At 69.7% G+C, this 12,484-nt stretch carries 10 protein-coding genes; 5 read left to right on the forward strand and 5 right to left on the reverse strand.

Translation table 11 applies throughout. From position 1 onward, the window contains the following. Positions 1 to 17: 17 nt before the first annotated feature. From ACPCHZ_RS27535 to ACPCHZ_RS27550, 4 genes are all read right to left on the reverse strand, one after another. Positions 18 to 221: a YbdD/YjiX family protein gene (locus ACPCHZ_RS27535; RefSeq protein WP_269895132.1), complete on the reverse strand. Its 204-nt coding sequence runs from the start codon at positions 219 to 221 to the stop codon at positions 18 to 20. Continuing rightward, on the reverse strand, positions 155 to 2,464 hold the full coding sequence (locus ACPCHZ_RS27540) for a carbon starvation CstA family protein (RefSeq protein ID WP_423487653.1): 2,310 nt from the start codon (positions 2,462 to 2,464) through the stop codon (positions 155 to 157). Before ACPCHZ_RS27540 ends, ACPCHZ_RS27535 begins: the two co-directional genes overlap by 67 nt. 66 nt (positions 2,465 to 2,530) lie before the next feature. Beyond that, positions 2,531 to 4,066: an ATP-dependent DNA ligase gene (locus tag ACPCHZ_RS27545; protein ID WP_423487702.1), complete on the reverse strand. Its 1,536-nt coding sequence runs from the start codon at positions 4,064 to 4,066 to the stop codon at positions 2,531 to 2,533. A gap of 42 nt (positions 4,067 to 4,108) precedes the next feature. Further along, positions 4,109 to 5,689 carry a molybdopterin-dependent oxidoreductase gene (locus ACPCHZ_RS27550; RefSeq protein ID WP_423487654.1) on the reverse strand — a complete coding sequence of 527 codons (1,581 nt, stop codon included), beginning with the start codon at positions 5,687 to 5,689 and terminating at the stop codon, positions 4,109 to 4,111. A 110-nt stretch (positions 5,690 to 5,799) separates the two neighbouring features. Between ACPCHZ_RS27550 and ACPCHZ_RS27555 the strand changes: the two genes are divergently transcribed. The 4 genes from ACPCHZ_RS27555 to ACPCHZ_RS27570 all read left to right on the forward strand — a co-directional run bounded on the left by ACPCHZ_RS27555 (position 5,800) and on the right by ACPCHZ_RS27570 (position 10,913). Continuing rightward, positions 5,800 to 6,567: an SDR family NAD(P)-dependent oxidoreductase gene (locus ACPCHZ_RS27555; RefSeq protein ID WP_423487655.1), complete on the forward strand. Its 768-nt coding sequence runs from the start codon at positions 5,800 to 5,802 to the stop codon at positions 6,565 to 6,567. Between the two features lie 70 nt (positions 6,568 to 6,637). Then, positions 6,638 to 8,374, forward strand: a complete 1,737-nt coding sequence (poxB, locus tag ACPCHZ_RS27560; protein WP_423487656.1) for a ubiquinone-dependent pyruvate dehydrogenase — start codon at positions 6,638 to 6,640, stop codon at positions 8,372 to 8,374. 58 nt (positions 8,375 to 8,432) lie between these two features. Next, positions 8,433 to 9,785 (forward strand): neutral zinc metallopeptidase, encoded by a 1,353-nt coding sequence (locus ACPCHZ_RS27565; RefSeq protein WP_423487657.1) that lies wholly within the window; start codon positions 8,433 to 8,435, stop codon positions 9,783 to 9,785. Between the two features lie 51 nt (positions 9,786 to 9,836). Then, positions 9,837 to 10,913: a phosphotransferase family protein gene (locus ACPCHZ_RS27570; RefSeq protein WP_423487658.1), complete on the forward strand. Its 1,077-nt coding sequence runs from the start codon at positions 9,837 to 9,839 to the stop codon at positions 10,911 to 10,913. On the opposite strand, the gene ACPCHZ_RS27575 is transcribed toward ACPCHZ_RS27570, so the two are convergent. Beyond that, entirely contained in the window at positions 10,904 to 11,662 is a 759-nt protein-coding gene (locus ACPCHZ_RS27575; RefSeq protein WP_423487659.1) for a sulfite exporter TauE/SafE family protein, read from the reverse strand. The two genes, ACPCHZ_RS27570 and ACPCHZ_RS27575, sit on opposite strands and share 10 nt — an antisense overlap. A 393-nt stretch (positions 11,663 to 12,055) precedes the next feature. On the opposite strand from ACPCHZ_RS27575, the gene ACPCHZ_RS27580 reads away from it, so the two are divergent. Beyond that, positions 12,056 to 12,448, forward strand: coding sequence for a homocitrate synthase (locus ACPCHZ_RS27580; protein WP_364971474.1), 393 nt, complete (start codon positions 12,056 to 12,058; stop codon positions 12,446 to 12,448). The last annotated feature ends 36 nt before the right edge of the window (positions 12,449 to 12,484 follow it).

Here is a 12,484-nt window from a genome sequence, read left to right on the forward strand (position 1 = left end):
CCGCTGCGTGCAGAGTGTCAGCAGCAGCGGGCGCCCGGATTCGCATCGGCCGCGGCGTGCCGCAGGCGCCAGTACTCCCGTTCCGAGGGCACCGGCTCGCCCGGGTGCAGCCGCCTGCGGTGTTCGACGTACCGCCGGTAGTGGTTGTCACCCATCAGTGTGGCGCAGTACCAACGGATCTGACGCGCGAGTTCTGCAGATCGGCGGGCAGCTCGTCCCATTGCTTGGCCACCTCCTTCTCGGCCTTGGTCGCGACCATCCCCGACGGGGCGAACAGCCGCGACGGCACCGGGTCGTCCTCCGACAGTGGGCTGCCGGTGCCCCTGACGGCGCGCAGCGCCACCACCACGCCGGCGGCGAACACGATGACCACCAGCACCGCGAACACGATCGACAGGGTGCCCTGGATGAACGTGTTGCGGATGACGGCGTCGAGCTGGCCGGCGTCCTTGGCCGCATTGAACGCCGTCTTGCCCGCCTCCTTGGCCTCGCGGTACTGGAAGTGCTGTGTCCAGTACCCCACCTTCGGATCACCGGAGAAGATCTTCTGCCAGGACGCCGTCATGGTCACCACCAGGTCCCACAGCAGCGGGATCCCGGGTATCCACGCCCATTTCAGCAGTCCACGTTTGATGATCACCACGGTGACGACAGTCAGCGCGATGGCCGCGAGCAACTGGTTCGCGATTCCGAACAGCGGGAACAGCGTGTTGATGCCGCCGAGCGGATCGGTGACGCCCATCAGCAGGATGCTGCCCCACGCGGCGACGACGATGATGCTGCACATCCAGGCCCCGACGCGCCAACTCGGATTCTGCAGCTTCTTCAGCGGCCCGCCGAGGTTGCCCAGCGCGTCGGACAGCATGAACCGCGCCACCCGGGTGCCCGCGTCGACCGTGGTGAGGATGAACAGCGCCTCGAACATGATCGCGAAGTGGTACCAGAACGCCTTGAGGCTCTCGCCGCCGAAGACCTGGTGCAGCACTTCGGACATACCGAACGCCAGTGTGGGCGCGCCACCCGTGCGCGACACGATCGACTCCTCGCCGACGCCCTGGGCGGCGGCGTCGAGTTCGGCGCCGGTGATCGGAGCGCCCGACAATCCGAGGCCGTTGACGTAGTCCGCCGCAGTCTGGGCGGTGCCACCGGTGGACGCCGCGGGCGCGTTCATCGCGAAGTACAGATGCTGGTTCAGGATCGCCGCGGTGATCAGCGCCATGATCGCGACGAACGACTCGGTCAGCATGCCGCCGTAGCCGATCAGCCGCATCTGGCTTTCCTTCTCCAGCAGCTTCGGTGTGGTGCCGGAGGAGATCAGCGAGTGGAAGCCGGACAGCGCGCCGCAGGCGATCGTGATGAACAGGAACGGGAACAGCGACCCGGCGAACACCGGCCCGGTCCCGCTGGCGGCGAACGACGAGATCGCCGGGGCCTCCATGATCGGGCGCGCCAGCAGGATGCCGATCGCCAGCAGGACGATGGTGCCGACCTTCATGAACGTCGAGAGATAGTCGCGCGGCGCCAGCAGCAACCAGACCGGCAGTACCGAGGCGGCCAGCCCGTAGATGATGATGCACCACGACAGCGTCACCTTCGACAGCGTGAACCAGTCCGTGCCCCAAGAGGTCTCGGCCACCCAGCCGCCCGCCACCACGGCGAGCAGCAGCAGTGCGACGCCGATCAGCGACACCTCCGACACCCGGCCGGGACGCAGGTACTGCAGATAGACACCCATGAACAGCGCGATCGGGATGGTCATCGCGATGGAGAACACGCCCCACGGGCTCTCCGCCAGCGCGCCGACCACCACCAGCGCGAGCACCGCCAGCAGGATGACCATGATGACCAGCACGCCGACGATCGCGGCGACGCCGCCCACGGTGCCGAGTTCGTCACGGGCCATCTGGCCCAGCGAGCGGCCCCGGCGACGCACCGAGATCGACAGCACCAGGTAGTCCTGCACACAGCCGGCGAAGACGGCGCCGATGATGATCCAGATGGTGCCCGGCAGATAGCCCATCTGCATCGCCAGCACCGGCCCCACCAGCGGGCCTGCGCCGGCGATCGCGGCGAAGTGGTGCCCGAACAGCACCCGCCGGTCGGTCGGCATGTAATCCGTGCCGTTCTCGAAAACCTCGGCAGGCGTGGCGATCTCGTCCTTGGGCTTGACGATCTTCGTCTCGATCAGCCGGGCGTAGAACCGGAAACCGATGACGTAGGTGCAGATCGCGGCGATGACGAACCAGACCGCGTTGACCGTCTCACCGCGCAGGAACGCGATCACCGCCCAGGCGACGGCGCCGATCACGGCGATGACGCCGAAGATGATGCGGTGCTTGGCGGTGATGGGGGAGCGGTCGATCACGGCCACCGGCGGTAGGTCCTTGTCCGTCCGGACGTAGGTGATGTGGCCGTCGGTCGTCTGCTCCGACGAAGGAGCCGCGGGCGCGGGGGTTGAAGCCATGGGCCGATCCTTTCACCGGTGCGCGGCCTATTGGGTGGATTCGTCCGGTCGAGTCGTCAGTGCGCGTCAGCGCTCGTAGAAGGTGCGCACCGTGTCGACGGTGTCGGCCTCGGCGGGAGCCTTGTCGTCGCGGTAGCGCAGGACGCGGGCGAAGCGCAGTGCCATCCCGCCGGGGTAGCGGCTCGACCCCTGCACCCCGTCGAACGCGATCTCGACCACCTGTTCGGGCCGCACCCTGACCACATAGCCGTCGGTCGGTCCGTCGGCGAGGTCGAGGAAGCGCGCGGTCTGCCAGTCGAGCATGGCGTCGGTCATGCCCTTGAATGTCTTGCCCAGCATCACGAATCCGCCGGTGACCGGGTCACGGGCGCCGAGGTGGATGTTGGACAGCTTGCCGGTGCGCCGCCCCGAACCCCATTCCACGGCGAGCACCACCAGATCGAGGGTGTGCACCGGCTTGACCTTGAGCCAGCCCGCACCGCGCCTGCCGGCCTCGTACGGCGCCGTCGGCGCTTTCGCCATCACGCCCTCGTGGCCCGCGGCCAGCGTCGCGACGAGGAATCGCTGTGCCGCCGCGGGGTCGGCGGTGTGCAGGCGGTCGACCCGCTGTGCGGCGGGCACGAGCACGTCGAGCCGGGCGAGTCGCTCCGAGGTGGGCAGGTCGAGCAGATCCTCACCGTCGACGTGCAGCAGGTCGAAGAAGAACACCGACAGGGGCTGGCCCTCGGCGTCGCGACCGCCCCGGCGGCCGAACCGCGACGCCGTCACCTGGAAGCGGTCCGGCCGTCCGTCGGGACGCAGCGCGATCGCCTCGCCGTCGGCGATCAGCGTGCCCACCGGCAGTGCGCGGGCGGCCGCCACCACCTCGGGCAGCCGGTCGGTGACGTCGTCGAGGCTGCGGGTGTAGATCGACACGTCGTCGCCGTCGCGGTGGATCTGCACACGGGCGCCGTCGAGCTTGGCTTCCAGCACCGCCTCACCGCCGAGCCGGTCGAGGGCATCGACGACGCCGGTCGCGGTCTGAGCCAGCATCGGCCCCACCGGCCGGCCGACCGTGAGCGTGAACTGGTCGAGCGCCGCCTCGTCGCCGGTGAGCACCGCGGCCGCCACTGCGGGCAGGTCGCCGGCCAGCATGGCGGCGCGCCGCACCGCGGGCGCAGGCATGCTCGCCGCCTTCGCGACGGCGTCGGCCATCACGCCGGCCAGGGCGCCCTGGCGCAGCTCGCCAGACAGCAGCCGGCGGAGGAAGGTCTGTTCCACGTCGGTGGCGGCGGTGAACAGGGCGGCGAGCAGCCGGGCCCGGCGCTGCTGCGATCCCTTGCCGGCCACCGCGCCGATCTCCGAGAGCGTCGCGTCGACGCCACCGACCGTCAGCGACGGTTCCCCTGCAGGCGCGGGCAGCGAGCGCAACGCCGCCCAGCCCACCCCGATCTGGCGTTGCGGCAGCTCACCGGACAGCCACGACACCACCACCGCGACGAGTCGGGCGTCGCGCTCCTCGGCGGCGCGGGCGAGCAGGTCGGCGATCCGGGCGGTCTTGGCCAGGCGGGCGGACGTGGCGCCCACATCGGCGGAGGCGGTGGCGACGTCGACCAGATGCACGGTGTCCAGCGTGGCACGAGGGTCGGACACCGGCGGGGACGGTTATCTGACCGCGAAGATGATCGACTGCCAGCCCGATGCGCCGTCGGGAACCGGATCGGCGCGCTGCTCGGTCTGCACCGCGCCGGTGTTGTCGGTGGCGCGCACGGCGATCGTGTGCAGGCCGGTCTGCTCGGCCCGCCAGTCGATGCTCCAGAGCCGCCACGTCTCGTTGGAGTAGCTCGCACCCAGCGTCGCGGGGCGCCAGTCACCCTGGCCGCCGGGCGGGTCGATGCGCACCTCGACACCGCGGACCCCGCGGTTCTGCGCCCACGCGACACCGCCAAAGGTCACCGGCCCCATCGCGACGTCCTGGCCGCTGCGCGGCACGTCGATGCGCGACTGCGTCTTGATCGGCCCGCGCGCCGACCAGCCCAGCTTCGTCCAGTAGGCCTCGGCGCGATCGAAGCGGGTGAGCTCGAGGTCGACCACCCACTTCGTCGCGGACACATAGCCATACAGTCCCGGCACCACGAGGCGCGCCGGATAGCCGTGCTCGGTGGGCAGCGGCTCGCCGTTCATCCCGACCGCCAGCAGCGCGTCGCGGTCATCGGTGAGCGCCTCGACGGGAGTGCCCGCGGTGAACCCGTCGACCGAGGTGGACAGCACCATGTCGGCGTCGGAATGCACGCCCGCCTCGGCCAGCAGGTCGCGCACCCGATAGCCGGTCCACTTGGCGGTGGAGATCAGGTCCCCGCCCACCGGATTGGACACACACGCCAGCGTGACGATGTCCTCGACGGCCTCGAACCGGTCCAGATCCTGGAAGGTGTAGGTGATCTCGCGGTCGACCATGCCGTGGATCCGCAACTTCCAGTCGGCCCGGCTCAGCTGCGGCACCGACAGGGCGGTGTCGATGCGGTAGAAGTCGGCGTTCGAGGTGACGAACGGCGGCAGGTCGACGTTCGCCGGCTGCACCGCCGCAGGCACCTCGGGTGCGGTCCGCCCGACCCGGGGCAGCGCGAAGTTCAGCCGGTCGCCGGACACCGACGAGGTCAGCCGGGACAGCACCGCGCCCGCCACTCCGCTGGCCGCGCCCACCGCCAGGAAGCCGACGCCCACGAGGGTGAGCCTGCGGCCCCGGTCGGTGTGGTCGCCGTCAGTGCCGTCGAGTTCGGTGCCCTCGAGTTCGGCACGCTCGTCGGGTGCGTCCTTGATGCGCCCCGACGTCAGCAGCCGCAGCACCGCGATTCCGCACACCGCGCCGATCACCGTCGGGAGCACGTCGAGCGCCGACGCCCCCGGCCGCGAGAGCACCGCCGCAGCGCCGAGCACACCGGCCGCGGCGATCGCGAGGCTGCCGACCGGCCTGCGGCGTGACTCGAATCGCGCGCTGATCGCGGCGATCACGAGGATGACCGCCACCACGAGCACGGTGAGCACGAGTTTGTCCGCGGTGCCGAACGTGGTGATGGCCCATTCCTTCACGGGGCCCGGCGTCCGGTCGATGACGGCCGACCCGACCGCGTTGCGTGCGTCGGCGGCCGGACCGAACGGCACGGCGACGAGCTCGGCGACTCCGAGCGCGACGGCGGCGGCGGCGATCCCGCACAGCGCCCATGGGCCTCGCGGCGGTACGGCCATGTCCGCCAAGGTACTGCCGGGGAACCCCAGGTCCGACCCGAAACGCTTACCGAAGCGTGACGTCGGCTAGGTTGCTTTACAGTCCAACCCCGATGTGGAAAGGAAGCTAGATGGAGATCGAGGGCAAGAAGGCCATCGTGGTCGGCGGGGCCTCCGGCTTCGGCCGGGCGACCGCCGAGCTGTTGGCCAAGCGCGGCGCGACCGTTGCCGTGCTGGACCGTCCGCAGTCCAAGGGCAAGGAAGTGGCCGACTCGATCGGCGGTTCGTTCCACGAGGTGGACGTCACCGACTTCGACGGCACCGAGAAGGTGCTCGAGCAGGTGGTCGCCGATCTCGGCGGACTGCACATCGCGGTGACCACCGCGGGCGGCGGCATCGGCGAGCGCACCATCAAGAAGGACGGCCCGCACAGCCTGGACTCCTTCCGTGCCAGCGTCGACCTCAACCTCATCGGCACCTTCAACATCAGCCGGCTCTCCGCGTGGCACATGAGCAAGAACGAGCCCGTCGACGACGAGAAGGAAGAGCGCGGCGTCATCATCAACACCGCCTCGATCGCCGCCTTCGAGGGGCAGATCGGCCAGGTCGCCTACACCGCGTCGAAGGCCGCGATTGCCGGCATGTGCCTGACCATGGCCCGCGACCTGGGCAGCCTCGGCATCCGGGTGCTCGCCATCGCCCCGAGCCTGTTCGCCACCGGGCTGACCGAGGGGATCCCCGACGAGTTCGCCAGTCAGCTGACCAAGGACGCCGCCTTCCCCAAGCGCCTCGGCCGGCCCGACGAGTACGCCAAGCTCGCCGCGGCGATCGTGGAGAACGCGATGCTCAACGGTCAGTGCCTGCGACTGGATGCCGGTCAGCGCTTCGCCCCCAAGTGATCTCGTGATCTCGGTGTCGTCGGTTGCGCTCGCCGCAACCGCGACACCGAAATCGCACTAGGCTGCGCGAGTGGCAACCATTGCTGATCACGTCATCTCCGCCCTGTCGCTGAGCGGCGTGCGCCGCGTCTACGGCCTGCCCGGCGACAGCCTCAACGGCTTCACCGACGCGATCCGTCGCTCTGGCGCCGTCTCGTGGGAGCACGTCCGGCACGAGGAGACCGCCGCATTCGCCGCGGCCGCAGACGCGGCGCTCACCGGTGGTCTCGCGGTGTGCGCCGGCAGCTGCGGGCCCGGCAACCTGCACCTGATCAACGGCTTGTTCGACGCGCATCGGAGCCGGATGCCGGTGCTGGCGATCGCCGCCCACATCCCGCGTACCGAGATCGGCTCGGACTACTTCCAGGAGACCCACCCGCAGGACCTCTTCCGTGAGTGCAGCGTCTACTGCGAGCTGGTCAGCACACCGGAGATGGCGCCACGCATCTTCGAGATGGCGATGCGCGCCGCGGTGGAGGAGAAGGGCGTGGCGGTCGTCGTCGTCCCCGGCGAGATCTTCAGTCAGCGCGCCGACGCATCGGCCTGGACGGCCCGCCCGGTGGTGGCGTCCCGATCGGTGGTGCGGCCCGACGACGAGTCGCTGCTGCGCGCCGCCGCCATCCTCAACGGCTCACCGCGGGTGACGATCCTGGCCGGCGCCGGCGTGCAGGACGCCCACGACGCCGTCGTGGAGCTGGCCGGCACGCTCAACGCGCCGATCGTGCATGCGCTGCGCGGCAAGGAGTTCATCGAGTACGACAACCCCTTCGACGTCGGCATGACCGGGCTGCTGGGCTTCGCGTCGGGCTACAAGGCGATCAAGGAAGCCGACGTGCTGCTGATGCTGGGCACCGACTTCCCTTACCAGCAGTTCTATCCCGAGCACGCGACGGTGATCCAGGTCGACATCCGCGGCAGGCATCTCGGCAGGCGGACCCCGGTGGAACTGGGTCTGGTGGGCACCGTGCGCGACACCGTCGAGGCGCTGACGCCGCACCTGCAGCGCCGGCCGGACCGCGAGCACCTCGACCGCTCGCTGCGTCACTACCGCCGCACCCGCAAGAACCTCGACGAATTGGCCGTCAACGACCGCGACCGCAGCCCGATCCGGCCGGAATACGTTGCCGGACTGGCGAATCGACTGGCCGACGAGGATGCGGTGTTCACCGTCGACGTCGGCTCGCCGGTGGTGTGGGCGGCGCGCTACCTGACGATGAACGGCCGGCGGCGGCTCATCGGCTCCTTCAACCACGGCACGATGGCCTGTGCACTGCCGCACGCGATCGGCGCGCAGACCACGTTCCGGGACCGGCAGGTGGTGGCGCTGGCCGGCGACGGCGGGCTGACCATGCTGTTCGGCGAACTGGTCACCCTGATCCAGAATCGGTTGCCCGTCAAGGTGATCGTCTTCAACAACTCGTCACTGAACTTCGTCGAACTGGAGATGAAGGCCGCGGGCATCGTCAACTTCGGCACCGATCTGGTCAACCCCGACTTCGCCGCGGTCGCGACGGCGATGGGTGTCTTCGGAAGGCGGGTGGAGGCGGCGCGTGATCTCGAGCAGGCCATGACGGACGCCTTCGCCTACGACGGTCCGGCGGTGATCGACGTCGTCACCGCCCGGCAGGAGCTGTCGATTCCGCCTGCCATCACAGTCGAACAGGCGAAAGGATTCTCCCTGTATGCGATCCGCACCATCCTCGCCGGGCGCTCTGACGAGTTGCTCGATCTGATCTCCACGAACGTTGCGAGGCGCATCCTCGACTGAGGACCATCGGGTTAGCGCTTTCCAACTGAATTCCAATCGGCACCGCTACCGTTTGCCCATGCGCATCAGAGTGTGGTCGACGGCGGCGGCCGTGGTGGTGCTCCTCGCGGGCTGCGCCGGTCCCGATCCGAAGGTTCCCGGGTCGTCGAAGGCGGCGGCGCCCGACGTCAGCGACGTCGAGATCGTCGGCGATCCGTCCGACCCCTCGAACAAGATCGCCGTGCAGGCCATCGCGGATCTTCAGGAGTACTGGGGCAAGCAGTACCCCGACCTCTACGGCGCGGAGTACGAACCGGTGGCGGGCGGGTTCTACGCGGTCAACCCCTCCGGTGGCGACGCGCCGCCGTGCACCAGCAGCCCCGAGGAGGTGGCAGGCAACGCGTTCTACTGCCCCAGTGAGGATGTGGTGGCGTGGGACGCCGAGGGATTGCTGCCGGAACTGCGGGAGAAGTTCGGCGACTTCGCCATCCCGGTGGTGATGGCGCACGAGTGGGGGCATGCGATCCAGGGGCGGTCGAATTTCACCGCGCGCACGGTGACCCGGGAACTGCAGGCCGACTGCATGGCAGGCGCATGGGCCCGGCATGCCAAGGACGACGGCGTGTTCGACGTGTCGAGCGCCGATCTCGACTCCGCGCTCGCCGGCATCCTCGAATTGCGGGACACCCCGGGCACGTCGAAGATCGACCCGAACGCCCACGGCAGCGGATTCGACAGGGTGGGTGCGTTCCAGGACGGCTTCGACAACGGGCTGTCCCGCTGCAAGGTGTACCGCGACGATGATCCCCTTGTGCTGGAGCTGCCCTTCAACGACGTCCTCGACGAGGCGACCGGCGGGGACGCCCCGTACGACTCGATCGTCAACGGCGTGCCCTACGACCTGGAGGACTTCTGGAGCCGGGCCTACCCCGAGGTCACCGGCGAGGCGTGGGCGCCGCTGGCCGGCCTGGAACCCTTCAGCCCCGGCAGCCCGCCGATGTGCGGCGACCAGTCAGCCGAGGGTTTCGCGCTGTTCTATTGTGTGCCAGGCGATTACGTGGGCTGGGACAACGAGGTCTTCATGCCCCGGATCTACCAGCAGGGCGGCGACTACGCGGTGGCCTCGCTGCTGGCCACCCAGTACGGCCTTGCGGCGCTGACCCGGTTGGGCGACCAGTCCGACGAGAAGACCTCGACCCTGCGCGCCGACTGCCTGGCCGGGGCGTACACGGCGAGTGTCATCCTCTACAACCGCGCCGACACCAGCACCTACCGCATCTCACCCGGCGACCTCGACGAGGCGATCAAGGCCCTGCTGGTGTTCCGCGGCGACGCCGACGTCGAGCGTCAGGGAGCGGGCTTCGCACGCGTGCGGGCGTTCCGCGAGGGCGTGATCAACGGTGTCGCGCCCTGCCTGGAGTACGAGGCCTGATCGTCGGGGGAGCCGGCGCCGCCGTCGCACGGGGCTGAGACGATGTCTCCCATGCCCGACGACGCGCTGTCCATGCCCACGCTGAGCGACGAGGCGCAGGCCGCCCTGGCGCGGTGGCTGGCTCGCGAGGGTCTCGGCTCGACCGTCACCGACGTCGAGCCGCTGACCGGTGGTTCGCAGAACATCGTGGTGCGCCTGCGGGTCGACGGACGGGCCATGGTGCTGCGCCGCCCACCACAGCATCCGCGACCGACGAGCGACAAGACGATGCTGCGTGAGATCGCGGTGTTGCGCACACTGGCCGGAACGTCGGTGCCGCATCCCGGATTCATCGCCGGGTGTGAGGATCTCGACGTCCTCGGCGTGGTGTTCTACCTGATGGAAGAGGTCGACGGGTTCAACCCGGGCAACGAGATGACCGACGCCTACGTCCGCGACGCGGGCATGCGCCACCAGGTGGGACTGTCCTACGCGGCGAGCCTGGCCCGGTTGGGCAACGTCGGGTGGGAGGGCAGTCCGCTGGCGGCCATCAAACGCCCGGGATCGTTTCTGGAGCGGCAGGTTCCGCAGTTCCTGCGACTGCTCGAGAGCTATCGGCACGACAACTACGCACCCGAGTCGTTCCCGGCCGTCACGTCGCTGGCGCAGTGGCTCACCGACAACCGGCCCCCGGACGGCGAGCCCGGGATCATGCACGGCGACGCCCATCTGAACAACGTGCTGCTGCGGCGCGACCGCCCCGAACTCGCCGCGTTCATCGACTGGGAGATGTGCACCGTCGGTGACCCGCTGCTCGACCTCGGGTGGATGCTCATCTGCTGGCCGCTGGATCCCAATCCGATCGACGCCGGTTCGCAGCTCGCCGCGCTCGGCGGGATCGCGAGCCGGCGCGAACTGCTCGAGGCGTATCTGGACGCCGGTGGCCGCCAGACCTCGCGGCTGGACTGGTATCTGGCGATGGCGTGTTTCAAGCTCGGCATCGTCATCGAGGGCACCTGGTCGCGTTACCTTGCGGGGCAGGCCAGTTCAGAGGCGGGAGAGCGGCTGCACGCGTCGGCGCAGAATCTCGTCGACCTCGGCAGCCGGGTCGCGCGCGGCGACAACCCGTTCGACCTGTCTCAGCGGTAGGCGTCGAGGCCGAGCTTCACGGCCAGGGCGATGCCGCCGAGCCCCACGGCCACCCGCAGCGGACCGGCGGGTGCGTGGCGGACGACGATCGGCCCCAGTCGCGAACCCACCAGGCAACCGAAGCCCAGCGTCACCACCGAGGGCCAGTGCACCGGCGCGAGGAAGACGAACAGCACCGCCGCGGTGGCGTTGGACGCGCCGAGGATGACGTTCTTGTCCGCGCTGGCGTGCGGCATCGTCTCGCCGGCGGCGAGCATCAGCGCCAGCAACAGCACGCCGGCGGCCGCACCGAAGTATCCGCCGTAGATACAGATCAGGAAGATCGCCACGGCCTGGGCGATCGTCGCCGCGCGGCTGCGCGGCTCGTCCTCGCCGGTGATGCGGCCCCGGCGGCGCGGGATGAGGATCGCCACGGCGGCGAAGCCGATCAACGCCGGAACGATCTTCTCGAAGCCCTCCGCCGGTGTGGACAGCAGGAGCACCGCACCCACCGCACCGCCGAGGACGGCGCCCGGCACGATGCGCTTGATGGCCTCGCCGCGCCCCCTCAGCTCCGGGCGCGAGCCCCAGATCGACCCGACCCCGTTGAAGACCACGGCGACCGTGTTGGTGACGTTGGCGGTCACCGGCGGCAGACCCACCAGGAGCAGCGCCGGGTAGGTCGCCACCGACGCAAGGCCGGCGATGCTGCCCGTCAGCCCGCCTGCGACACCCGCCACGACCAGGAAGACGCCCTCGTGCCAGGTCACCGGCACCACACTAGGGTCCGCGGCGGCCACGGACCGCCATCGCCGGTGTGGTCTTCGGCACCCCGACCGGGGCCTTCGGTGGCTGTGCCGAAAGTGTTTGCGTGACGGCGCGGGGACGTCTACAGTCGCGGTCGTGCCAAGGCGACTCGTAGTAGCAACCCGCAGCGGGGTCTGATCCGGACCGACCCCTCGCTGTGGGTCGTTGCTACATCGTCGGTCACTTCCTCGAATCAGAGATGACCGGCACTCATGATCACCACTTCGGCAATTTCATCTGCGATACCCACCGCAATCAGCGCCGCGCCGCAGAATCGGGCGGGTGCCCCCGCTGCGCCGTTCGCGGCCGGCGTCCACGCCCCGGTTCCCCGTGGCCTGCGCAAGGAGGCCGACGCGATGTCCTGGAACGAATTCCTCGCCGAGTACGCCCCGCATTCCGGCCCGTTGCGGCTGGGCCATTGGGCCTGCACCGATGCCGAGCGGCCCGCCACCAGGCTGGGTCCGCAGGCCCGCAACTACCAGGCCACCCTGGCCGTCGGTGACCGGATCGACACGTCGTCCGCCGCCGCATCCGGTCCGGTGGCCGCGCTGACCGCGATGCTGCACGACCGCGGTTACCCGGTGGAACTGGTGGCCTTCCACCAGATGCCGGCCGACGACGGCATCGCGACATTCCTGCGCGGCTCCGACGGCACACGCACGGAGTGGGCGATGGGACTCTCCGACGACCCCACCCAGTCGGCGCTTCGCGCGGTGATCGCGTGTGCGAACCGGCTGCTGGCGGCCTGAGGGCTTAGGGCGGTTCAAGCGCCCACGCGCCGAACG

The sequence above is a fragment of the Mycobacterium sp. NPDC050041 genome (genome assembly GCF_049541695.1).
Lineage (GTDB): Bacteria > Actinomycetota > Actinomycetes > Mycobacteriales > Mycobacteriaceae > Mycobacterium.